Genomic DNA, 24,294 nt, shown 5'->3' with positions numbered 1-24,294 from the left:
GGAATGTGTTTCTGCAGCCCGTGAAAAACGCTATTGTCGTGCCGCATGACATTGATCTCCAATCTCGTGTCCCGAACGCCGCGAAACGTCTGGAACCGAGTAGAATCAATGTCATGCACTCTGTCCATAAAATTAAACCGGACAGCAGTGGCTTCTGGCCCGAGGTGTAGACCTTGAAGCGGTGGCTCTGCGGGGCGTTGTGACCCTTGTAGCCGGCGTCGGCGATGATCCGGGTAAGGGGCGCGCCGACTGGGCCTCGATGGCAGGGATGACGCTGGCGAGCGCATGGCTCATGTCGACGATCTGGTCGAGCCGGGCGCGGAACATGTCCGTCTGCCCGCTGTCCCGCCGCTTTTCCGGAAGCATCCCGGCGCTCCCAATCCATGGACCCGAAAGCCATGGAATCACGCTCGACGCCGCAACGCAATTTGCAAGTTTATCCGCCCACAGCCGGCTGAAACTGGCAGAAGTTAAATCTTTGCAGATGCCGATCAGTCAGCCATTTCAGTGGCTTCGGAATTCTTCACGGGAGACGCCTGACCGTCCGCCGTAGTCCCGTCGCCGCCTTGCCGGCACGTTCCGCCGGCCGCTCCCCGGGCCGCCCGCCGACCCTCATCCCAGAAGCATGCGGACATGCTCGTTGAGAAACCGGCCGTTCGGATCGAGCCGGCGCCGCAGGGCACGGAAATCGTCCGCCCGCGGATAGAGATGCGTGACGTCGTCGGTGTCGAGGAAATGCAGTTTCCCCCAATGCGGGCGGGAATTGAACTGCCTGAGGATCCGATCGACGTCCTTCAGATAATCCCAATAGTCGATTCCCGGCTGTCCGGAGACCGACAGGGTGATCGAATCCTGGTGGTGGAAGGGCGAGAGCCAGGCCGGATCGCCGGCGGTGAAGCGGTATTCGATGGGGAAGATGCAATTGGTGTGCTTGGTCAGCATCAATTCGCGGACCGCCCGCACGGCGTCCTTCCCGTGCTCGACCGGGACGGCATATTCGAGTTCGTGGAAGTTCGGCACGTATTCGATCGGATAGATCTCCGAGGAATAGGCGATCTTCTCGAAGGCGCTCTCCATGGGCGGCGCGTCGGTGATGTCGATCACCTTCATCTCGCAGACGTCGGCGATCTTGTCGGTCGTGGTCCGCGGTGCCTCCGCCGTGTCGGCGAGGCAGTAGAGGTGCCGGCTCTCCGGCACCGGGCACCAGAAGAATCCGAAATGGCGGTGCTCGGCCGCCAGTTCGTCGTGGCGCTCCATGCAGGTCTCGAAATCGTCGCGCCAGAGATGTTCGTGGAGATTGTAGGCCGGCATCGTCTTCAGCGTCATCTCGGAGATGACGCCCAGCGTGCCGAGCGAGACCTGGGCCGCCAGCAGAAGGTCTCCGTCCGAGCCGTCGACGACGAGGATCGATCCGTCCGGCTGGACGAGCCGCATCCCTGTGACCTGCGATGCCAGGCAGGAGAGCCGCGCGCCGGTTCCGTGCGTGCCGGTCGTATAGGCGCCGGCCACCGCCTGGGTGTCGATGTCGCCCTGGTTGACGAGCGACAGGCCCTTCGCCTTCAGGACGCGGCCCACGTCGCCGATCTTGGCGCCGGCCGCCACGGTGACGAGATCGCCGTCGATGGCGAGAACGCCCTTCATCTCGGCGAGCGAGAGCAACAGGCCGCCGGTCCCGACAACCGGGGTGAAGGAATGGCCCGAGCCCGAAACGCGGATGTTGAGGTCTCTGGCATCTGCCTCCGCGACCATTTCGGCCAGCATTCCCTCGTTCTGCGGCGCGCCCTTGTAGCGGGCGATGCAGGACTGGTTGCCGACCCAGTTGCGCCAGAGGCCGCCCTTTTCGAACTGCATGCGATCCGTCCTTCCAAAAGTGCCGGTGGCAGGGGAGGGGCTCGGCGTCCCGCCGATGATGGCGGCGCCTCAGAGCGCGGTGAAACCGTTGTCGACGAAAAGATGCGCGCCGTTGACGAAGCTCGCCTCGTCGCTGAGCAGAAACAGCGCCGCGCTTGCGACTTCCTCCGGCCGGCACATCCGCCCCTGCTGCGCGGCGATCGCCGCTTCGGAGACGTCGATGCCACAGCGCGTCAGCGCCTCCACCTCGCGCCGTCCATGCGGTGTGTCGATGAAGCCGGGACAGATGGCGTTGCAGCGGATGTTGCGGTCGCGGAACTCCACCGCGACGGCGCGCGCGAACATATGAACCGCGCCCTTGGTGGTGGCATAGAGCACCTCCATCGGCGTTCCCGCCACGGCCGAGATCGATGAGGTGCAGACGATCCGGCCGCCGCCCGCCTCGAGCATGCCGGGCAGCACGGCGCGGGTCATCAGGAACATCGAACGCACGTTGACGTCCATCAGCCGATCGTAGTCGGCATCCGTGGTGTCGAGAAACGGCTTCACCACGATCGAGCCGGCGTGGTTGAAGAGCAGCGTCGGCGGGCCGAAGGTCTCGGCGGCGTGGGCCACCGCCGCCTCGACCTCATCGCGCTCGGAGACGTCCGCATGCGCAAAGCTCGCTTGTCCGCCGACACGCCGGATCGCCTCGGCGACCGCCGCCCCGGCCTCTTCCTGGATGTCGACGATGGTGACCCGCGCGCCCTCGGCCGCGAACAGGCGTGCCGCTGCCCCGCCGCACCCCGTCGCGCCGCCGGACACAACGGCTGCCTGCCCGTCCAGACGTTTCGACATTGCTCGTGCCTCGTTCGCGCGCTCTGGCGCCCGATCGGACGCTTTCCCGGTTCGATGGTACTTCGATATTCCTGAGAAGCAATAATTTTTCTGACGCGATGGTTCGGCGGAAGCGTGTCCACGCAGACACCGTCGGCGCGTTAAGGGGCGCCGTGGAGGAAGCGCGTCGACTCCCTTTGGCCGGGCGGGACCGCTCGTCGGAATGCGAGTCCCGGCGCCATGTCCATCTGCGGACGCCGGCAGCAACAGCAAAGGTGGCAGGCAGGGAGGGTCGGCCTGCCGGGGCTGCCGGCCGTGGATCGGCGTCCCGCACCCTTTGGACACGGCGGCGCGCCCTCGATGTCGTCCGGGTGGGACAGCTCCCTACGCGCCTGTCATGCGGACGGCGCCGCGGTCGACCGGTGATACGTTGTTGCGTTGCGTCGCGTCGAGCGCAGGGACCCGGCGGAAGGAATTCTGCGGTGACGTCCTGACGGATCGGCGGATAAGCTTAGGTTACAGGAGACAAGAACCCGGGAGGCAAGCATGACGAAAGCCGAAGACGTCGGAGGAATCGATCGCGGGAGGCGCCGCCTGATCGCAGGCGCGGCGCTTGGCGGATCGAGCGTGCTCATGGCGCGCACGGCCATGGCGCAGGCGGCCGGACCTCTCGTCCCGCAGTCGATGCTCGAGCAGGGGCAGCCGGTCGTCACGCCGCCCTACGGCGTCCCCTCGAAGTTCGAGAAGGACGTGGTGCGTCGCCCGACGGATGGGACGCCCACCGACCTGTCGTCCTGGAGCTTCACGCCGCTGCAGGACCTGCACGGCATCATCACGCCGAACGGGCTGTTCTACGAACGCCACCACAACGGCGTCCCGACGATCGATCCCGACCAGCACAAGCTGATGATCCATGGCCTCGTCGAGCGTCCGCTGGTCTTCACCATGAACGACCTGATGCGGTTCCCGGCGGTGTCGGTGATCCACTTCCTCGAATGCTCGGGCAACTCGCTGTCGGAATACGGCAGCAAGCCCGCGGCAAACGTGCAGACGTCGCATGGTCTTCTGTCCTGCGTCGAATGGACCGGGGTGCGCCTGTCGACGCTTCTCGACGCGGTCGGTGTCAAGCCGGAGGGCAAGTGGATACTCGCCGAGGGAGCCGATGCCGCGGCGATGACCCGTTCGATCCCGATGGAGAAGGCTCTCGACGACGCCCTGATCGCCTTCGGCCAGAACGGCGAAGCGCTGCGGCCCGAGCAGGGCTATCCGGTGCGCCTGCTCTTGCCGGGTTTCGAGGGCAATATGAGCATCAAGTGGCTGCGGCGCCTGAAGGTCGGCGACCAGCCGTTCATGACGCGCGAGGAGACCTCGAAATACACCGACCTGATGCCGGACGGGAAGGCGCGGCAGTTCACCTTCACCATGCAGGCGAAGTCGGTGATCACCAGCCCGGCCGCCGGCGGCATGATCGAGGGCGGCCCTGGACCGGTCCAGATCAGCGGCATCGCCTGGTCGGGCGCCGGCCGTGTGAAGAAAGTCGACGTCTCCGTCGATGGCGGCCGCTCCTGGAGCGAGGCGACGCTCGACGGCGAGCCGCTGCCGAAAGCGCTGACGCGCTTCCGGCTGCCGTGGCGATGGGACGGCTCGCCGACGGTCATCGCGAGCCGGGTGACCGACGAGACTGGCTATGTCCAGCCGACGCGCAAGGACCTCATCTCGGAGCGCGGCAACGCCTACACCTATCACTACAACGCCATCGCGCCGTGGAAGATCGGCCAGAACGGGGAGGTCACCAATGCCTATGCTGCAGGAGCATAAGACTGCAGCGGCGCTGGCCGCTGTCTTCCTTGCTGCCTCCACCGCCGCCGGTTTCGCGCAGTCGGCCGGCAAGGAGGGCGTGACGAAGACTGAACTGGGCTCGACCCCGTCGGACGACATGATGAAGGCCTGGAACATCGACATCGCGCCGGACGGCAGGAACCTGCCGGACGGGAGCGGCTCCGTCTCGCAGGGGCAGGAGATCTTCGCCAGCACCTGCGCCGCCTGCCATGGCGAGAAGGGCGAGGGCGGCGAAGGCATGATCGGTGGCCGTCTCGTCGGCGGCAAGGACACGCTCGCGACTGGCAAGCCGGTCAAGACCGTCGGCAGCTACTGGCCCTACGCCACGACGCTCTACGACTACGTCCACCGCGCCATGCCATTCAACGCGCCGCAGTCGCTGACGCCGGATCAGGTCTACGCCGTCTCGGCCTATGTCCTGAACCTCAACGGGATCGTTCCGGACGACGCGGTGATGGACAAGGAGACGCTGGCGAAGGTCGAAATGCCGAACCGCGACGGCTTCGTTCAGATGGACACGAAGACGCTGGCGAAGACGACGGCCTGTATGAAGGACTGCACGCCGCTGGACGTTTCGAAGTAGTCTTCGCGGCGCCGGATTTGCCTTCATGGGCGTCGAGACACTGCCAAACCAGGGTTGTGCCGGGCGGCTGGTCGCGGCCCAACCTGCCATTGGCGTTGGTGAAATCGTCTCATCTCGGCGGCAGGGAACAGCCGCCGATGGCGGGCTGGGATGAGGGCGCCGCGGAAGGACTCGATTGTCGTCTCCCAGAGTGCACGACAGTGTTGCGGGAGGCGGTGTGAACGGGTCGGATTGACGATTCTTCGCCAAAGGGATCTGGCGCTCGACCGCACCAACTGGACCATCGGGCGCAGCGACGTGAACATCCTGACCCTGGCGCTCGTCACGCGGCGCTTCGCGTCCCGCTGTTCTTCACGCTGCTCGGCCATCGCGGCAACTCGGCCTGCGAGCAACGCGTCGCCCTTGTGAAGCGCTATCTCGCGGTCTTCGATGCCGCATCGATCCGGGTGCTTCTGGCCGACCGCGAATTCTGCGGCGAAGGTTTGAGGTGGTCCCGGGAAACCGGGACCACCTCACCGGAGCCTCCGGGAAGGTCGGGGTGGTTCAGATTGCTTGCCAAGTGCGACTGCCCATGGTGAACTGACCCGTGACGCGACGACCCTTATTGAGGTCGTTCTCGCGAGGCGACTGACGCTTGCGGCCCGAGTTCAGACCATTCTTGCCGCCGTGTCGTTTCGGTCGCGGGCGAGGGCGCGTCCGGCCTTCCGACTACACGCCGGTCAGAGGAACGATCTTCGAGCCATCCGAAAAGCGCGAGAACCGGAAGGCGCTCGGATCGACGATCGGGGTCTCGCCGGTGACGAGATCGGCTGCAAGCCGGCCCGCCCCCGGCCCGAGGCCGAAGCCGTGCCCGGAAAAGCCGGTGGCGACGACGAGGCCCGGCCGGCTCTCGACGGTCGAGATCACAGGGACGGCGTCCGGGGTCACGTCGATCAGCCCGGCCCAGCGCTGGGCGATCTTCACATCCCGGAAGACCGGAAAGGCCTCAGAAAGCCGCGCCATCGCCCTGTCGCCCATCTTCAGGTTCGGTTCGGGGTCGAGGATCCGCGTCCGTTCGTAAGGGCTCGTCTCGCCGGGCCTTGCCGGACGCAGGTCACGCCATTCCTCCACGAAGCGCCGGCCGATCCGCGGCGACATCGACCGCCATTCCATCTTCAGCGCCGGCATGAACTGCCGGAAGAAGCGGAAACTGTCGGGCGTCAGATCGTAGACGTTGGAAGCCAGCGTCGAGACCGTATAGCCGCCGTCGGCGCGCTTTCTCACCGAAAAGCCCGGCCCGCGCACGGTCACCTCGGGGCCGCCGTCCACCGGCTCGGTGCGCAGCACCGAATTCAGAACCTTGAGCTGCGGCAGCGCGAGGCCGACGTCGCGCAGGAGAAGCCGCGACCAGGCGCCGCCGGCGACCACCACCGCGTCGCAGGCGATCCGGCCGCGCTCGGTCACGACGCCCGAGACGGCGCCGCCCTCGGTCTCGATCCGGCGCACCGCGCAGCCGGTCAGCACCGCCGCGCCCCTGGCTCTCGCCGCCCGGGCGATTGCCGGCGCGGCCTTCTGTGGCTCGGCGCGCCCGTCGGTCGGCGAATAGAGCGCCCCGTCGTAGTCGAGATTCATGTCCGGCACGAGCTCGCGCACCCGCGCGTTGTCCACGGCCGCAACCCGGTGCTGCGTTCCCGCGATGTAGTCGAGCCATTTGATGTTCTCGGTCCGGAAGCGATCGTCATAGAACGGCACCAGGACCCCGCACTGGCGGTAGCCGACGTCATATCCGACCCGCTCGCTCATCCCTTCCCATAGGCGGATCGACGCGGCCATCAGGTCGATCTCGCGCGGGTCCCGCCGCGACAGGCGGACCCAGCCCCAGTTGCGGCTCGACTGTTCGCCGGCGACGGTGCCCTTCTCGCACAAGACGACCGAGAGACCCCGTTCTGCGAGCTCCAGGGCGGTCGACGTGCCGACGATCCCGCCACCGACGACGACGACGTCCGCCTGTTGCGGCTGTGCGAAGGAGCTTTCGACCGGTTCGACCGTCGGGCCGGGCATCGCGCTGTCCTTTCCTCGATGGCCGGCGGCACTGCGTCGGCCCGATCTTTTCGACGGTCGTAATATGGCGACAACCGAGCCGAGCTTGTTGTCTGCAAAAGACCGTTTCATATCTGACAGCGCCTCGACATCGATTGGAGAGCGTCGCATGGCGGTGCGCGCGGACGAGCGTATTCACGACATCGGCTTCGTCCTCTTGCCGGGCTTTGCGCTGATGTCCTTCGCCGCGGCGAGCGAGCCGTACCGGGCCGCCAACATCCTGGCCGAGCGCGCGCTGTACCGCGTGCGATGCTTCGGCGAGACATGCGACGTCGTCCAATCCTCCTCGGGCGCGGAGATCCCGGCGGAACCACTGAAGGCCGCGCTCGGAGCGCGCCTCGATACCGTCATGGTCTGCGCGGGCGGTCGGCCTTCGGAGTGGGACCGGCCGGCGATCCACGCGGCGCTCCGCCGTCTCGCGCTGCAGGGCGTCAGGATCGGCGGCATTTCCGGAGGGCCGTACGTCCTCGCCGCAGCCGGGCTGCTGAAGGCCCGCGACTTCACCATCCACTGGGAGCATGCCGCCGCGCTGATCGAGGCGTTTCCGGAGCTGCGGCCCCGCCCGGCCCGCTTCGTCATCGATCGCGACCGGCTGACCTGCGGCGGCGGGGTCACCCCGCTCGACATGGCCCATGCCCTGATCGCCGAGCGCCTGGGGTCCGACTTCGCCCGGCGCGTCTCGGACTGGTTCCTGCACACCGAGATCGGCGCGTCGGCCGCGCCGCAGCGCGCCTCGCTCGCGGAACGCTACGGCGTTCACCACCCCGCGCTCCTGTCGGTGATCGAGACCATGGAGGCGACGGTCGAGGCGCCACTCGGCCGGCAGGCGATGGCGGAGCTCGCCGGGATCTCCGTCCGCCAGCTCGACCGGCTGTTCGCCGCGCATCGCGGCACGAGCTTCGGCGCCGAGTACAAGCGCATCCGCCTCGCCCATGCCGCGCGTCTCCTCAGGCAGAGCGCACTGTCGGTCGCCGAGATCGCCTTCGCGACCGGATTTGCCAGCCCGGCGCATTTCTCGCGCGCCTTCCGCATGGCCTACGGCCATGCACCCAGCGCGGCGCGCCGCCGCGGGACTTTCTCCGGAGTTGAATATTCTTCACTCCAGCGATAGTTCATCGCGGGATGACCAGGCGGACAAGCGATGTCGAAATCAAAACAGCAGCATAATCAGTCGGCGGCGACGGCCATGCCCGCCTTCAACCAGGATCCGCATGCGGTCCGCGAGCCGAAGGAGAACAACCTCGAAGCGGCGATCGGCCACGAGGTCCGCGCCTTCCGCAAGAAGCTCGGCATCACCGTCAGCGATCTCGCCTCGGCGACCGGAGTCTCGCTCGGCATGCTGTCGAAGATCGAGAACGGGAACATCTCGCCGTCGCTGACCACGCTGCAGGCGCTGTCGCGGGCGCTCGGCGTTCCGCTCACCGCCTTCTTCCGGCGCTTCGAGGAGGCGCGCAACGCGGTCTTCGTCAAGGCCGGCGAGGGCGTCGAGCTGGAACGGCGCGGCACCCGGGCCGGGCATCAGTACAACCTGCTCGGCCATATCGGCAACAACACCAGCGGCGTCACCGTCGAGCCCTATCTGATCACGCTGACGACCGACAGCGACGTCTTCCCGACCTTCCAGCATGCCGGCATGGAATTTCTCTACATGCTGGAGGGCGAGGTGGTCTATCGCCACGCCGACAGCCGCTACCACATGCGCCCAGGCGACAGCTTCTTCTTCGATGCCGACGCGCCGCACGGGCCGGAGGAACTGGTCAAGCTGCCGAGCCGCTATCTCTCGATCATCTGCTATCCCCAGCACGAAAAGCCGTGACCGGCCGGCGCGTGGTGAACGCAGATGGAGCGCCGATATCAATTGCGGAGAAAATATTATTCCTGACAGTTGAGCGCCTCCGGGTCTTGTGTCATAGCTTCGACAGCGGTGGCGAGAGAAGGACGCTGAAATGTGCGGCATTGTCGGCCTGTTTCTGAAGGATCCTGCGCTGGAGCCAAGGCTCGGCGAGCTCTTGTCCGACATGCTGATCACCATGACCGACCGCGGGCCGGATTCGGCCGGGATCGCGATCTACGGCAAGCCCGGCCCCGGCCGGGTGAAGCTGACGCTGCAGTCGGACCGGCCGGACGAGGATTTCGAGACGATCGCGGAGCGGCTCTCCCACGTTACCCGCACGGCGCCGAAGGTCGCGGTCAAGAGCAGCCATGCCGTCGTCCAACTGCCGGCAGCGGCCCTCGACGAGGCTCGGGCCTTCATCAGGCGCGCCCTGCCGTCGGTTCGCGTAATGAGTGCCGGCGAAAGCGTCGAGATCTATAAGGAAATCGGCCTGCCGAAGGACGTGGTGGCGCGGTTCGATATCCGGTCGATGCGCGGCACCCACGGCATCGGCCACACCCGCATGGCGACGGAATCGGCGGTGACGACGCTCGGCGCACATCCGTTCTCCACCGGTCTCGACCAGTGCCTCGTCCATAACGGTTCGTTGTCGAACCACAACAATCTGCGCCGCGAACTGGCGAGATCCGGCATCATCTTCGAGACCGAGAACGATTCGGAGGTCGCGGCCGCCTATCTGACGGCGAGGATGGCGGAAGGCTTCGATCTCGGCGGGGCGCTGACCAAGGCGCTCGACGACCTCGACGGCTTCTTCACCTTCGTCGTCGGCACGCGGACGGGCTTCGGCGTGCTGCGCGATCCGATCGCCTGCAAGCCGGCGGTGATGGCCGAGACCGAGCGTTACGTCGCCTTCGGCTCGGAGTACCGGGCGCTCGTCGGCCTGCCCTGCATCGACGAGGCGCGGATCTGGGAGCCCGAACCCGCCTCCGTCTACTTCTGGGACCGCGATCGCTCCGCCGGCGAGCGCACCATGGCGGCCTGACCACGCGGAGATCCGTCCTTGCCGTACTTCGACTTGTCCGAAACGCCGCTGCGCGAGCTCAACCGGGCGCTCCACGCGATCGCGCCCGGGGCCAACGACCGCGAATTCGAGGTGGCCAATCCGCGCGGAAGCCACGCCGTCGCGGTCGGTTGCCAGGCGCCGGTCGCCGTCACCATCAAGGGCTCGGTGGGCTATTACTGCGCCGGCATGAATTCGGCCGCCACCATCACCGTGCACGGCTCGGCAGGTCCGGGCGTCGCCGAGAACATGATGTCCGGCACGGTGATCGTCGAGGGCGACGCCTCACAATATGCCGGCGCCACCGGCCGCGGCGGCCTGCTCGTCATCAAGGGCAACGCCGCCTCGCGCTGCGGCATTTCGATGAAGGGCATCGACATCGTCGTCCATGGCGACATCGGCCACATGTCGGCATTCATGGGGCAGTCCGGCCATCTCGTGGTCCTCGGAAACGCCGGCGACGCGCTGGGCGACTCCCTCTACGAAGCCAAGCTGTTCGTGCGCGGCACGGTGAAGAGCCTCGGGGCCGACTGCGTCGAGAAGGAGATGCGGCCGGAGCACCATGCGGTGCTGGCGGCGCTTTTGGAAAAGGCCGGGGTCACAGGCGTCGAGACCACCGAGTTCAAGCGCTACGGCTCGGCCCGCAAGCTCTACAACTTCAACATCGACAACGCCGACGCCTACTAGAGCATGATCCCGAAAAGTGGCAGCCGGTTTTCAAAAAAGATCGTGCGAAAACAAAAAGATAGAGCGAGATGACGGGCAAAGCTCATCTCATCTCGCTCTAAGCCGGAACGACCCTCGATGACTTATCACAATCCGCCGACCCCGCCGCGCAAGTCCGCGACCTTCGACGACGCTTCGCTCGCCGAGATCCGCCGCGCGGCCGCCACCGGCATCTACGACATCCGCGGCGGCGGCACGAAGAAGAAGCTGCCGCACTTCGACGACCTGTCGTTTCTCGGCGCCTCGATGTCGCGCTATCCGCTCGAGGGCTATCGCGAGCGCTGCGACACCTCGGTGACCCTCGGCACACGCTTTGCCGCAAAGCCGCTGCATCTGAAGATCCCGATCACCATCGCGGGGATGAGCTTCGGCGCCCTGTCGGGTCCGGCCAAGGAGGCGCTCGGGCGCGGCGCCACCCTGTCCGGTACGTCCACCACCACCGGCGACGGCGGCATGACCGACGAGGAACGCGGCCATTCCGACCTCCTCGTCTATCAGTATCTGCCCTCGCGCTACGGCATGAACCCTGCCGATCTGCGCCGCGCCGACGCGATCGAGATCGTCATCGGCCAGGGCGCCAAGCCCGGCGGCGGCGGGATGCTGCTCGGCCAGAAGATTTCCGACCGCGTTGCCGAAATGCGAACCCTGCCGAAGGGCATCGACCAGCGATCGGCCTGCCGGCATCCGGACTGGACGGGACCGGACGATCTGGAGATCAAGATCCTCGAACTCAGGGAGATCACCGACTGGGAGAAGCCGATCTACATCAAGGTCGGCGGCTCGCGCCCTTATTACGACACCGCGCTTGCGGTGAAGGCCGGCGCCGACGTGGTCGTCGTCGACGGCATGCAGGGCGGAACGGCGGCGACCCAGGACGTCTTCATCGAAAATGTCGGGCAGCCGACGCTGGCCTGCATCCGGCCGGCGGTGAAGGCGCTGCAGGATCTCGGCATGCACCGCAAGGTGCAGCTCGTCGTCTCCGGCGGCATCCGTAACGGCGCCGACGTCGCCAAGGCGCTGGCGCTCGGCGCCGACGCCGTCTCGATCGGCACGGCGGCGCTGGTGGCGATCGGCGACAATGATCCGAAGTGGGAGCGCGAATACAACGCCCTCGGAACGACGGCCGGCGCCTATGACGACTGGCACGAGGGCAAGGATCCGGCCGGCATCACCACCCAGGATCCGGAGCTCGCGGCGCGGCTCGACCCGGTCGCGGCCGGCCGGCGTCTCGCCAACTACCTGAAGGTGATGACGCTGGAGGCACAGACCATCGCCAGGGCCTGCGGCCACAATCACCTCCACAATCTCGAACCCGAGGATCTGTGCGCCTTGACCATTGAGGCGGCGGCAATGGCTCAGGTGCCGCTCGCCGGCACCGATTGGATACCGGGCAAGACGGGGCTCTGAAGACCCCGAGGCCGAAGGGAAGGAAGCGCCGCGGTACGTCCATCAACCGAACCACCCGGAAGGACATCATGGCGAGCGATCTGTCGGCCTTCGCGGCCGAAAACGGCATCAAGTATTTCATGATCGGCTATACGGACCTGTTCGGCAGCCAGCGCGCCAAGCTGGTCCCCGCCCAGGCGATCGCCGACATGCAGCGGGACGGAGCCGGCTTTGCCGGTTTCGCGACCTGGCTCGACCTGACGCCCGCCCATCCGGACCTTTTCGCCATGCCGGACGCGGCTGCCGTCATCCAGCTTCCCTGGAAACGCGAGGTCGCCTGGGTGGCCGCCGACCTGATGATGGAGGCAAAGCCGGTCGACCAGGCGCCGCGCATCGTCCTGAAACGGCTGGTCGGCGAGGCGGCGAAGGCCGGCCTGAGGGTCAGGACCGGCGTCGAGGCAGAATTCTTCCTGATCACGCCCGACGGCAAGGCGATTTCGGACGAGCACGACACCGCCGAAAAGCCCTGCTACGACCAGCAGGCGGTGATGCGGCGCTACGACGTCGTCGCCGAGATCTGCGACCACATGCTCGAACTCGGCTGGAAGCCCTATCAGAACGACCACGAGGATGCGAACGGCCAGTTCGAGATGAACTGGGAGTTCGACGACGCGCTCGCCACCGCCGACAAGCATTCCTTCTTCAAGTTCATGGTGAAGTCCGTCGCCGAGAAGCACGGCCTGCGGGCGACTTTCATGCCCAAGCCCTTCAAGGGCCTGACGGGCAACGGCTGCCACTGCCACGTATCGGTCTGGGATGCCGAAGGCCGGACCAACGCCTTTGCCGACGAAGCCGCTCCGTTCGGCCTTTCGGCGCAGGGCAAGAGCTTTCTCGGCGGCATCATGCAGCATGCCTCCTCGCTCGCTGCGGTGACCAATCCGACGGTCAATTCCTACAAGCGGATCAACGCGCCGCGCACCGTTTCCGGCGCCACCTGGGCGCCGAACTCGGTGACCTGGACCGGCAACAACCGGACCCACATGGTGCGCGTTCCGGGACCCGGGCGCTTCGAGTTGCGGCTGCCCGACGGCGCCGCCAATCCGTATCTGCTCCAGGCGGTGATCATCGCGGCCGGCCTCGACGGCGTCCGCTCCAAGGCCGATCCGGGACCGCACAGCGACATCGACATGTATCAGGATGGCCATACGGTCACCGATGCGCCGAAACTGCCGCTGAACCTTCTCGACGCGCTGCGCGAATTCGAGCGGGACGAGGGCCTGACCGCGATGCTCGGAGCGGAATTCGCCACGGCCTATCTGAAGCTGAAGCGCCGCGAATGGGACAGCTATTGCGGCCATTTCACCCAGTGGGAACGCGACACCACGCTCGACGTGTAGCGGTTCGCCCGCTCCCTGCCGGCCCGCCGGCGTCTTCCTCTTCGTCCGGCGGACGCGGATGGAGCGCGTGGGAGGGTGTGATCGGCGATCGGTTGCCCAATTCCCCAGCAGATGCCGTCAGCTTGAGCATAGGGAAGAAAAAATCATTCTCTTAAGGAATATTCTTTGACAAGCGGTTCGGCACCGATCATCATCGGCGCCAGTCCTTCTTCTTCGAACGAAGCGGATCACCTGACGTGCCAGTAGTCAAAAGCCGACCAGTATGGGGCCGTCTCGCGCCGTCGCCTTTTGCCCGGCGCCATCTCGTCTTCTGCGAGGTCGCGGGGCTGGGCGCGGTCGAGCGGGCCTTCGCCGGAACGGACTCGATCCGGCAGCGGACCAGCCTCAACCTGATCGTCCCGCCGGACTTCGCGCCGGCCCGCAGCGAACGCCTCGACGCTCTCGGTTTCGAGGCGGTGCACGAATTTCCGAGCGTCGAGACCGTGCTGGTCAGGCTGCGGGTGTCGCTGTCGCAGGCGGCGATGGGGACCTTACTCTATCTTGCGGGCGGCGAGGCCTTTCTCGATCAGGCGACATGCCTTGCGGAGGCCTGCGGCGTTGCCGGCGACGGCGTCCAGACCGAGCATTGCGGCTCGACCGGCCGGCGGGTGCAATGCGTCCACTGCAAGGGGATGATGGCCGATGTGACGATGAGCCCGGTGGTCTGCGACCATTGCGGCCTTCACCTGACGGTGCGCGACCATTACTCCCGCCGCCTCGGCGCTTTCCAGGGGGTTTGTGCCGACGCCGAGGCGCCGGGCGTGCTTCCCGAGCCGACGAGGATCGACGCATGAGCGGCGAAACGATCGCGGTGCGCGTCGTCGCGGCCGAGGCGATCACGCCGACCATCAAGCGCCTGCGCATGGTGGCTCGCGACGGCGCGCGGCTGCCGCCCTATTCGGCCGGCTCGCACACGGTCCTGACGATGGCGTCGGGCGAGCGAGTCATCCGCAACGCCTATTCGTTGCTCGGCTCGACGCTTGCCGGCGGCGCATACGAGGTTGCGGTGCTGCGCGCGCCGCGTTCGCGCGGCGGTTCGGCTTTCGTCCACGACCATGTCGGGGAGGGGCACGAATTGACGCTGTCCGTGCCGATCAATCTCTTCCCGCTCAATCGCCGCGCCCGCCATCACGTGCTGGTCGCCGGCGGCATCGGGATCACGCCGATCGGCGCGATGGCCGACGAACTCGCAAAGGTCAATGCCTCGTTCGAACTCCATTACGCCGTGCGGAACGAGGCGCGCGGCGCGTTCTGCGGCGACCTCGCCGGGCGCTACGGCGAGCGGGTGCGGCTCTATGTCAGCGAGCGCCAGGAGCGACTGCATGTGCACGACATCCTCATGCGTCAACCCCTCGGCACCCATCTCTATGTCTGTGGGCCGGAAGGCATGATCGGAAACGTCCTCGCCGATGCGCGGGCGCTCGGGTGGCCGGAGACGAGCCTTCACGCCGAGCGCTTCCTCGCGGCGGCGGGAGGCGCGCCCTTCGCGCTGCGTTTGGCGAAATCCGGTGTGGCGACGACGGTCGGCGAGGACCAGACGCTGCTCGAGGCGATCGAGGCGGCCGGCATCGAGGCGCCGTTCTCCTGCCGCGGCGGCGTGTGTGGCGAGTGCGAGCTTCCGGTCGTATCGGCCGACGGCGAGATCGACCACCGCGATCATTATCTTTCGGCCGAGGAGAAAGCCGCCGGTTGCAAGATCATGCCCTGCGTCTCGCGGCTTCGCGGCCGCGAGCTCGTCCTCGATCTCTGAGCCCGGAGAAGCGCCATGACCATCCCGTTCAAGACCGAGACATTCCGGGACGACTTCACCTTCTCCAACAGCGAGGCGGCGATCCGCCGCTTTCCGTTTCCCTTCGACCGCGACGCCTACATGTATGCGGTCAACATCGAACAGCACATGCCGGGGCCGGCGAAGTCGGCGACCGAGTTTCCGATCGACATCGACGAGCATTACGTGGCCGAAATGGCCGACCGCGACCTCGTCCTGAAGGCCGACCCGCTGCGATGCCAGTCGCTGCCGCACATGATGACGGCGGAATGGGACCTGCTCGAACTCCTGATGACGTCGATGGCGCGGGATTATCCCGAGCACTTCTCGCTCGAGCGCAGCGGGCGCGAATGGCACTGGATCAACCGGCCCCTCGGCATCGACCAGCGGTTCACTTTCGAGGACCCCGCGACGCTGCCGCTGTCGCCGATGGAATACATCACCCGGCAGTGCCAGGGTGATTTCTGCCTGCTCGACCAGCGCGACGACAATCTCTGGATGGACGCCGGCATCGTCACGACCCAGGCCGACTGGTCGCTCGATTTCGACCTCGGCATGAATTTCATCGAATGGCACGGGCCGGTTCCGCTCGCCCACGAGATCGGCGTGTTCGAGCGTGCGCTGAAATTCCTGCTCAATCTCCAGCAGGGCCGGCCGGTGCGCCGGCTGAACTGGACGATGACGATCAATCCGCGCCTCGACACGAGCCCTGAGAACTATCACCGCTGGGGCATCGACCGCACGACCGTCACCCCCGACAACGTCGGCGACAAGGTGCATCTGCGGGTCGAACTGCAGGCGCTCTGGCGGCTGCCGCGTTCGAACGCGATCGTCTTCTCCATCCGCTGCTATCTCATCAAGATGCGCGAACTCGTCACCCAGCCGAAATGGGCGCGGCGGCTGCACCGGGTGCTGCGTGACCTGCCGGGCGAACTCGCCGACTACAAGGGCCTGACGAACTACCGGGAGACCACCGTCGCCTGGCTGTCGAAATACGACGACGGCGCGCCGACCTCGCCGGGTTTTCATCCCGACTGACCAGAACAGCCGCCCTGTCCGCGCGGATCGCCCGAAACTCCGGCAGCAAGCCGGGCGGGCGTCTCTCAGCTCGGCGAGCCTGTCGGTTCGGCGATCCGGCCGGGCCGTGACCGGCCGCGCGCGGCAGGGGGGTTTTCGACCATCGTCCCGAGGAGGTGCAGGCTATGACGACCACCCGCAATTCCATCCTGAACGAGCGCCACCGCGCGCTCGGCTCGACGCTCGACGGCGAGTGGAACGGCATGCCGCTGCCGCAGACCTACGCCACCGACCCGTATGACGAGGTCACGGCCGTTCGGACCCGTGCAGGCCTCTTCGACGTCTCGGCGCTGCAGATGATCGACGTTTCGGGACCGGACAGCGTTGCGGCGCTGAACCGGATGCTGACGTCCGACGTCGAGAAGCTGGCGCCCGGCGGCTCGGCGATTTCCAACATCGTCGACGACAACGGCTCCCTGATCGACGACGTTCTCGTCTATCGCGACGCCGCCGACCGCTTCCGCCTGTCGCATGGCGGCGGCCGCCTTGAGGAGGTCATCGGCCAGTTCTTCGAAGGCAGAGACGCGACGTGGGCGAAGGACGACGACGTCCACGTCCTGTCGCTGCAGGGGCCGCGGTCGCTGGAGATCCTCGATCCCCATACGCCCGCCGATCTGTCGACGCTCGGCTACTTCTCCCACACCGAGACCGAACTGTTCGGCCGGCCGGTGTCGATCGGGCGCGGCGGCTATTCGGCAGAGCTCGGTTTCGAGGTGTTCTGCGCGTCGGGCGATGCCGTCTTCCTGTGGGACGCGATCCTCGATGCCGGCAAGCCGTTCGAGGTTCTGCCGGCATCCTGGGCCTGTCTCGACATCGTCCGCGTCGAAGGTGCGCTGCTGTTCTTTCCCAACGACATGCCCCAGGGCGATACCACGCCCTGGGAGGTCGGCGCGGACTGGACCGTGGATCTCGACAAGCCGGACTTCCATGGCAAGTCCGCGCTGGTGACCCGGAAGGCGCAGCAGCGCGTCGCGCAGGTGGGCCTCGAGATCGAGACGCCGGACGCGGTCGAGCCCGGCTGCCCCATCGTCAAGGACGGTCGCACCGTCGGGAGCGTCAACAGCACCACCTACAGTCGCCACTTGATGAAGTCGCTGGCGCTCGGCCACGTCGAGCCGGGGCTTTCGGCGATCGGTACCGCGCTGACCGTCCGCGCCAAGACCGGCGACCTCGCCGCCACCATCGTGCGCACGCCGTTCTACGACCCGATGCGCCTGCGTACCCACCCATTGCGCGAACGGGCCGGCTGATCGCCTGCACGATTGTCCGGCGCCGCAGCTTCGGCCGGCGGCTCTGCGGGGTGAGCGGAAGATTTGAGACGGCGCGAGCGGCAACGCGAATGACGGTCCGGCGACATGATCGCCGGGCCGTGCAGTTTCGGACACCGGAAAGAAACGGCGAAGCCCGGCCGGCTCGCGAATTTCCTTGGTCCGGGCGTCGTTCCGGTGCTTCGGCGTGCTCGGGCGGGCGGTTCGGGGTGCTCGATTTTTGAACAAGCCGTTGATGCGCGAGCGGGCAGCGACATCAGGCGCGGGGACGGGGATCGACGCATCATGTCCCGCGATCCAGCAGATCGCGTCATTCCTGAGAGTGATATTTCTTTCCGAGGCTTATCTCGAAACGTTTTTTCCCTGCACGGGGCAGAACCGCATCGAGGAAAAGAAAACGCTCTCCCATCCGCTCGTCCGCCCGATCTTGGCACGCTTCTCGCATCGGGAAAATTTGTTTCCTATGAATCCGCCCCGGATCGGGAGACGCCACGCAACTCGATGCGCCCCGCAGCGGTGCGGCGGGCCAAGGAGAACCGGATGGATCAGCAAATCATAGACCTGGGGCAGAAGGTGGCCGCGCTCGAGGCCGCCTCGACCATGGCGAACACGATCAACATGGAAATCTTCTATTGGTGGTGTACGGCCCTGATGATCACGATCCATGCTGGCTTCCTCGCCTATGAGATGGGAGCCTCGCGTGCCAAGAACGTGCTGGCCTCGGCGATCAAGAACCTTCTGGCCTTCGCCTTCGTCTGCCCGACCTTCTTCTTCTTCGGCTGGTGGATCTACAACGCCTTCCCCGGCGGCCTGACCATCGCCGACGGCGCCAGCGCCGCCCTGCCGTGGTCGATGAGCATGGGGCCGAACCTGTCGGACAACGCGACCGGCGTGTTCTGGGCGGCCTTCGCGCTGTTCGCGGCGACCACCGCCTCGATCCTCTCGGGCGCGGTCATCGAGCGGATCCGGCTCACCGCCTTCCTGGTGCTGGCGGTCATTCTCGGCTCGGTCATCTGGATCCTCGCCGCCGCCTGGGGCTGGCACCCTTCCGGCTGGCTGACGACGAAGTTCGGCTTCCACGATGCGGCCGCCGCCGGCTGCGTGCATCTGATCGCCGGCGCGTTCACCCTCGGCGTGCTGCTGAACCTCGGGCCGCGCCTCGGCAAATACAACGCCGACGGCACGCCCAACGCTCTCAAGGCCCACTCCGTGCCGCTCACCGTCGTCGGCCTGATGCTGATCATCGTCGGCTTCTTCGGCTTCCTCGGCGGCTGCATCATCTACAATCCGGGTGGCCAGTGGACCAACATCTTCGGCCAGCCGGCGACGCTCTCGTCCTTCGCCTTCAACACGCTGATGGGCTTCGCCGGCGGGATCATCGGCGGCTGGGTGAAGACGCGTGACCCGTTCTGGATGATGTCTTGCGGCCTCGTCGGGATCATCTCCGTCGCCTCGGGCCTCGACGTCTGGTATCCGCCGCTCGCCTTCCTGATCGGCACCTTCACCGGCATCGTCGTGCCGATGATCGCCAACTTCATCGAGAAGAAGGGTATCGACGACGCCGTAGGTGCGGTCGCCGTGCATGGCTGCGGCGGCGCCATCGGCGTCCTCGTGGTCGGCGTCTTCGCCGCCGGCTATCCGAACGTCAACGGGGCGCCGCCGGTGACCTTCTTCGGTCAGCTCGTCGGCTTCGTCGTCATGAGTCTGCTCGGCTTCGTCCCCGGCTACGCGATCAGCGCGGTGATGAAGGCGATGGGCACGCTCAGGGTCCCGCGCGACGTCGAGATCATGGGGCTCGATCTCGTCGAGGTGCCGATCGAGGCCTATCCGGAAAACATCGGCCGCCCCGCCGCCGAGACGCTGGTCCCGACCGGCGATTTCGGCTCGGCGACCGCCGTTCCCGCCGAGTGAATTGCCAGAACAGGAGAAAGGACCGCAACCATGAACTCCTCCCCGATCACAAGTTGGGATGGCGCCACCGCCTACTTCACCTTCGCCGACAGCGGCCTCGGCCTGTGGCTGTCGCTCATCGGCTCCGTCGCGCTGCTCGTCGCCATCATCTGGTACGGCACGCGCCATGAAAGCCGCGACTTCGCGAAGTTCTTGAAGAAGCCCTGATGGCGTGAGCCGAAGCGGGAAGGGGAGGCGCGGCTCGTCGCCGGCGCCTCCCGTCGTTCGACCGGGGCGGGGCCGTTCCCGAAGTCGCCGGGTTGCACCCGGCGTCTGATACGATGCAATATTCTCGTAAAGAAAAATATTTGACTTATGAGAAGAATGGACGGAAGTTAGGCGTCGGCATCCCGGAAGAAAATTCCCCGCAGCGCCGCCGGCCCCTTGAGGTCGTGCCTCGTCAATGCTTCACAAGGGAGAGTTCCGCACATGGTCACCAGAGTTGCCGTCGTCGGAGCGGGCCCGAGCGGCCTTGCCGCCCTGAGGGCCTTCGAGACGGCGCGGCGCGCCGGCGCCGAGGTGCCGGAAATCGTCTGTTTCGAGAAGCAGGCGAACTGGGGCGGCCTGTGGAACTACACATGGCGCACCGGCCTCGACGAATATGGCGAGCCGGTCCACGGCTCGATGTACCGTTATCTCTGGTCGAACGGCCCGAAGGAGTGCCTGGAATTCGCCGACTACTCCTTCGAGGAGCATTTCGGCAGGCCGATCCCCTCCTACCCGCCGCGCGCCGTCCTGCACGACTACATCGCCGGCCGCGTCGAGAAGAGCGGCGTGCGCCCCTATATCCGCTTCCTGACGCCGGTGCGCGGGGTCGCTTTCGACGCAGAGACGCAGAGCTTCGCCGTCACCGTGAAGGATCTCGCTGCCGACCGGCACTATACCGAAGCCTTCGACTACGTCATCGTGGCGAACGGCCACTTCTCGACCCCGAACGTCCCGAGCTTCGAGGGCATCGAGCGCTTTCCCGGCCGGGTGCTGCATGCTCACGACTTCCGGGCCGCCGACGAGTTCGCCGGCAAGGACGTCCTGCTCGTCGGATCGAGCTATTCGGCCGAAGACATCGGCATCCAGTGCTACAAATACGGCGCCCGGTCGATCACCTTCAGCTATCGTACCAAGCCGATGGGCTTCCACTGGCCCGACGGCTTTGAGGAAAAGCCTCTCCTCGAAAAGCTCGTCGGCAAGACGGCCACATTCAAGGACGGCTCGACCAGGGAGGTCGACGCCATCGTCCTGTGCACCGGATACCAGCACAGCTATCCGTTCCTGCCGGACGATCTGCGCCTCAAGACCAACAACCGCCTCTATCCGCTCGGCCTCTACAAGGGCATTTTCTGGCAGGACAATCCGAAGCTGATGTATATCGGCATGCAGGACCAGTACTACACGTTCAACATGTTCGACGCCCAGGCCTGGTACGCCCGCGACGTCGTGCTCGGCCGGATGCAACTGCCGTCTGCCGAAGAACGAGCCTCCGACATCGCCGCCTGGCGGGCGCGCGAGGAGACGCTGGAGAACCCGTTCCAGCAGATCGACTTCCAGACCGACTACGTCCGTGACCTCCTCGCCGCGACCGACTATCCGCATCTCGACGTCGACCGCGTCGCCGAGCTGTTCAAGGAGTGGGAGCATCACAAGGAGGACGGTATCCTGACCTATCGCGACCGCTCCTATCCGTCGACGCTGACGGGAAACATGGCGCCGGTCCACCACACGCCCTGGATCAAGGCGCTCGACGATTCGCTGGAGGCGTTTCTGACCGTCCGGGAGGCGGCCGAATAGCGACGGCCTCCGATAGAAACACCGGGCTTTTCCGAGGAGCCTTCGCCGATGACCATCTGGGTTCCCGTGAATGAAGGCGGCGAGGCGCCCCGGCCTGCAGGCCGCCCGACGGCGGCGGTCGTCCGGGGCGGCAGCGTTCGGCTGTTTCGTCTCTCCGCGGGCGATCGGCTGACGGTTCGCGATCCCGAGGGACGTCAGCCGGCCTATCTCTATCTCTTCGGGGCGGACGGAGCGTTCCGCGGCCTGCCGACCCTCCCGGCACCGCCTCTGCCAGCCGTGCTCGACGGGATCCTGGGCAACGAACCGGCCCGCGCGGCGGCCGAAGCGGCGTCGGGAGAACCCGTCGGCGTCTCGCTGTTCGGCGACGGGGCGGCTTCCGGATCCGCCGTGACGCTCGAGGCCGAGACGGCGGCCCTTTGCGCCATCGTCGTGCCGGGCGTTGCGATGCAGCCGCACGAGCAGGATGCGCCCACCGACATCGTCGTCGAAACCGTTCCCGCGGTGCCGCGAACCGGCGAGGTGCCGCCGCCGCTCGCCAATGCCGTCGTCCTCGACCTGCGGATCGACGCCGCGACCGCCGGCGCCTATCGGGTGAAGGCCGGCGACTACATCCAGATCATCGACGTCGACGGCCGCCAGTGCTCCGATTTCCTCGCCTTCGACGCCGCGGCCCTTGCCGAGGGCGAGGAGTTCGACCTCGACGCCACGACGACCCGCACGCTGATGGGCAAGAGCTTTTCCGGGCCCGGCCTGCATTCGAAATATTTCGACCGACGCATGCGCCCGCTGCTGGAGGTCGTGCAGGACACCGTCGGCCGGCACGACACCTTCCTCCTCGCCTGTACCGCCAAATACTACGAGGACATGGGCTATCCGGGCCATTCCAACTGCACCGAGAACTTCAACCACTGTCTCGACGCCTATGGCATCAAACCGCGAACGGGCTGGCCGGCGATCAACTTCTTCTACAACACCTTCGTCGATGCGCATGACGGCATCGGCATGGACGAGCCGTGGTCCCGGCCGGGGGACTACGTGCTCCTGCGGGCTCTGACGGATCTCGTCTGCGCCTCTTCCTCCTGCGCGGACGATATCGATCCGGCCAATGGTTGGCAGCCGACCGACATCCACGTCCGCGTCTATGACGGGTCCGCCTGCAACTTCGAACGCGGGAGTGCGCATCGCATGACGCCCGACGCCGAGCCCCGCCTCAGCCGCGAAAGCGGGTTCTTTCCGCGCCTGTCCGCCCTGACCCGCAAGTTCGAGGACTATCGCGGCTTCTGGCTTCCGAGCTGCTTCTCCAGCGACGGACCAATCGCCGAATATTGGGCCTGCCGGGAGCGGGCGGTGGTGATGGACCTTTCGGCGCTGCGGAAGTTCGAGGTGACCGGCCCGGATGCCGAGGACCTGATGCAGCGTGCCGTCCCGCGCAACGTCAAGAAGCTCGCCGTCGGGCAGGTCGTCTATACGCCGCTGTGCTACGGGCACGGCGGCATGATCGACGACGGCACGATCTTCCGGCTCGGCGCGCACAACTTCCGCTGGGTCTGCGGCGACGACTATTCCGGCGTCTGGCTGCGCGAGCTCGCTGCCGCGCACGACCTGAACGTCTGGGTGCGGAATTCCACCGACCAGTTGAACAATCTGGCGGTCCAGGGCCCGCGATCACGCGACATCCTCGCCGGTCTGGTCACGACGCCACCGCACCAGCCGACGCTCGCCGAACTGAAATGGTTCCGCTTCACCATCGGCCGGATCGGCGAGGTGCCGGTCGTAGTCTCGCGGACCGGCTATACGGGCGAACTCGGTTACGAAATCTGGTGCCATCCGCTGCGGGCCGTCGAAGTCTGGGATGCGATCATGGCCGCCGGTGCGCCGCATGGCCTGACGCCGATGGGCCTTGCCGCGCTCGACATGGTGCGGATCGAATCCGGCCTCGTCTTCGCCGGATACGACTTTTCCGACGACACCGATCCGTTCGAGGCAGGCATCGGCTTCACCGTGCCGAAGGAAAAGCCCGACGCCTATGTCGGCAAGGCGGCGATCGAGCGTCGGCGCGCGACCCCGCACCGCAGGCTCGTCGGCCTCGACGTCGCCGGCAACGAGCCGATCGGTCATGGCGACTGCGTTCATTTCGGCCGCGCCCAGATCGGGGTCGTCACCAGCGCGACGCGCTCGCCGATCCTTGGCAAGACCATCGCGCTTGCCAGGCTCGACGTTTCGATGGCCGAGATCGGGACCGCGGTCGAGATCGGCAAGCTCGACGGGCAGCAGAAGCGCATCCCGGCCCGGGTCGTGCCGTTTCCCCATTTCGATCCGGAGAAGACCCGGGTCAGGGCGTAGAACATGATCCCGAAACGCTGGAACCGGTCTTCCGAGAAGACCATGCGTACAGGGGAAGATCAGGCAGGGTCGCGAACGGGGCTCATCTATCCTGCTCCAGCGGCTCGGCCATCGCCCCCGCTCCATGGCGTAAAGACCGTTCGGCAATGCCGGAATCCAAAGGACCAGCCGTCACGTCGGTGATTGTTCTCGGCCCTCGAAACTCGACATTGGATGCGACGTTCGACTTGCAGCCTGATCGACTGCCGAATTCAATCTACCGGCGATGGTGAAGCAATAAAGTTTCGGTAAGTCGTGGTCTTCGACAGTGCATATTGATGAAAATACGGGCAACGATTTGCTCTTCTCTTCGTCATTGGACGCGTAATACCAGATTCGGGTGATCAGGTCGGCCTGACTGGCTTGGGCCACCATGTAAAGCTTGTATGCGCCGCGACGGTTTGGCGTTGTTGGTCGAGTTCGCGGCAGCGTTTTTCGAGAACGAGCTCGAGGT

Annotated in this window: 21 protein-coding genes; 17 read left to right on the top strand and 4 right to left on the bottom strand. The window is 66.2% G+C overall.

All coding sequences use genetic code 11. The annotated features are described in order from the left end of the window. Positions 1-612 precede the first annotated feature (612 nt). Positions 613-1,851, bottom strand: a complete 1,239-nt coding sequence (locus J1C47_RS22475) for a D-arabinono-1,4-lactone oxidase (protein ID WP_207353055.1) — start codon at positions 1,849-1,851, stop codon at positions 613-615. 69 nt (positions 1,852-1,920) lie between these two features. Beyond that, a complete protein-coding gene (locus tag J1C47_RS22470; RefSeq protein ID WP_207353054.1) occupies positions 1,921-2,688 on the bottom strand; it encodes an SDR family NAD(P)-dependent oxidoreductase in 768 nt (255 codons plus the stop codon). Positions 2,689-3,213: 525 nt separating this feature from the next. Between J1C47_RS22470 and soxC the strand changes: the two genes are divergently transcribed. From soxC to J1C47_RS22455, 3 genes are all read left to right on the top strand, one after another. Continuing rightward, complete coding sequence (gene soxC / locus J1C47_RS22465; RefSeq protein ID WP_207353053.1) at positions 3,214-4,485, top strand: sulfite dehydrogenase; 1,272 nt, start codon at positions 3,214-3,216, stop codon at positions 4,483-4,485. Next, entirely contained in the window at positions 4,463-5,089 is a 627-nt protein-coding gene (locus tag J1C47_RS22460) for a c-type cytochrome (RefSeq protein WP_425354587.1), read from the top strand. Before soxC ends, J1C47_RS22460 begins: the two co-directional genes overlap by 23 nt. A 231-nt stretch (positions 5,090-5,320) precedes the next feature. Next, positions 5,321-5,497, top strand: a complete 177-nt coding sequence (locus J1C47_RS22455) for a hypothetical protein (RefSeq protein WP_207353051.1) — start codon at positions 5,321-5,323, stop codon at positions 5,495-5,497. Between the two features lie 300 nt (positions 5,498-5,797). Here the strand turns inward: J1C47_RS22455 and J1C47_RS22450 are convergent, their stop codons facing one another. Then, positions 5,798-7,129, bottom strand: a complete 1,332-nt coding sequence (locus tag J1C47_RS22450; protein WP_207353050.1) for an NAD(P)/FAD-dependent oxidoreductase — start codon at positions 7,127-7,129, stop codon at positions 5,798-5,800. Positions 7,130-7,277: 148 nt separating this feature from the next. Here J1C47_RS22450 and J1C47_RS22445 point away from each other — a divergent pair, with 148 nt between their 5' ends. From J1C47_RS22445 to J1C47_RS22380, 14 genes are all read left to right on the top strand, one after another. Then, the gene (locus J1C47_RS22445; RefSeq protein ID WP_207353049.1) at positions 7,278-8,279 is read left to right on the top strand and encodes a GlxA family transcriptional regulator; all 1,002 of its coding nucleotides are present in this window, start codon (positions 7,278-7,280) and stop codon (positions 8,277-8,279) included. A 30-nt stretch (positions 8,280-8,309) separates the two neighbouring features. Next, on the top strand, positions 8,310-8,984 hold the full coding sequence (locus J1C47_RS22440) for a helix-turn-helix domain-containing protein (RefSeq protein ID WP_207353048.1): 675 nt from the start codon (positions 8,310-8,312) through the stop codon (positions 8,982-8,984). 130 nt (positions 8,985-9,114) lie between these two features. Then, positions 9,115-10,044, top strand: a complete 930-nt coding sequence (locus tag J1C47_RS22435; RefSeq protein ID WP_207353047.1) for a class II glutamine amidotransferase — start codon at positions 9,115-9,117, stop codon at positions 10,042-10,044. 18 nt (positions 10,045-10,062) lie between these two features. Then, positions 10,063-10,749 (top strand): GltB/FmdC/FwdC-like GXGXG domain-containing protein, encoded by a 687-nt coding sequence (locus J1C47_RS22430; protein ID WP_207353046.1) that lies wholly within the window; start codon positions 10,063-10,065, stop codon positions 10,747-10,749. 117 nt (positions 10,750-10,866) lie between these two features. After that, on the top strand, positions 10,867-12,195 hold the full coding sequence (locus J1C47_RS22425; RefSeq protein ID WP_207353045.1) for an FMN-binding glutamate synthase family protein: 1,329 nt from the start codon (positions 10,867-10,869) through the stop codon (positions 12,193-12,195). Between the two features lie 68 nt (positions 12,196-12,263). Further along, positions 12,264-13,571, top strand: coding sequence for a type III glutamate--ammonia ligase (glnT, locus tag J1C47_RS22420; RefSeq protein WP_207353044.1), 1,308 nt, complete (start codon positions 12,264-12,266; stop codon positions 13,569-13,571). Positions 13,572-13,807: 236 nt separating this feature from the next. Then, positions 13,808-14,404 (top strand): dimethylamine monooxygenase subunit DmmA family protein, encoded by a 597-nt coding sequence (locus tag J1C47_RS24180; RefSeq protein ID WP_207353043.1) that lies wholly within the window; start codon positions 13,808-13,810, stop codon positions 14,402-14,404. Beyond that, complete coding sequence (locus J1C47_RS22410; RefSeq protein ID WP_207353042.1) at positions 14,401-15,360, top strand: PDR/VanB family oxidoreductase; 960 nt, start codon at positions 14,401-14,403, stop codon at positions 15,358-15,360. Before J1C47_RS24180 ends, J1C47_RS22410 begins: the two co-directional genes overlap by 4 nt. A gap of 15 nt (positions 15,361-15,375) precedes the next feature. After that, positions 15,376-16,416 carry a heme-dependent oxidative N-demethylase family protein gene (locus J1C47_RS22405; protein ID WP_207353041.1) on the top strand — a complete coding sequence of 347 codons (1,041 nt, stop codon included), beginning with the start codon at positions 15,376-15,378 and terminating at the stop codon, positions 16,414-16,416. Positions 16,417-16,580: 164 nt separating this feature from the next. After that, positions 16,581-17,705 carry an aminomethyl transferase family protein gene (locus J1C47_RS22400; protein WP_207353040.1) on the top strand — a complete coding sequence of 375 codons (1,125 nt, stop codon included), beginning with the start codon at positions 16,581-16,583 and terminating at the stop codon, positions 17,703-17,705. A gap of 558 nt (positions 17,706-18,263) precedes the next feature. Next, positions 18,264-19,634, top strand: coding sequence for an ammonium transporter (locus J1C47_RS22395; protein ID WP_207353039.1), 1,371 nt, complete (start codon positions 18,264-18,266; stop codon positions 19,632-19,634). Positions 19,635-19,664: 30 nt separating this feature from the next. Next, complete coding sequence (locus tag J1C47_RS22390) at positions 19,665-19,841, top strand: hypothetical protein (protein WP_207353038.1); 177 nt, start codon at positions 19,665-19,667, stop codon at positions 19,839-19,841. A 261-nt stretch (positions 19,842-20,102) separates the two neighbouring features. Beyond that, positions 20,103-21,458: an NAD(P)-binding domain-containing protein gene (locus J1C47_RS22385; protein WP_207353037.1), complete on the top strand. Its 1,356-nt coding sequence runs from the start codon at positions 20,103-20,105 to the stop codon at positions 21,456-21,458. A 48-nt stretch (positions 21,459-21,506) separates the two neighbouring features. After that, on the top strand, positions 21,507-23,801 hold the full coding sequence (locus J1C47_RS22380; protein ID WP_207353036.1) for a trimethylamine N-oxide demethylase: 2,295 nt from the start codon (positions 21,507-21,509) through the stop codon (positions 23,799-23,801). Between the two features lie 171 nt (positions 23,802-23,972). Here the strand turns inward: J1C47_RS22380 and J1C47_RS22375 are convergent. Beyond that, positions 23,973-24,294: hypothetical protein (locus J1C47_RS22375; protein ID WP_207353035.1), on the bottom strand; the 322-nt coding region annotated here is incomplete at its 5' end.

It is taken from the genome of Jiella sonneratiae (assembly GCF_017353515.1).
Taxonomy (GTDB): Bacteria; Pseudomonadota; Alphaproteobacteria; order Rhizobiales; family Rhizobiaceae; genus Jiella; species Jiella sonneratiae.
This window is presented reverse-complemented; position numbering and strand designations above follow the sequence as displayed.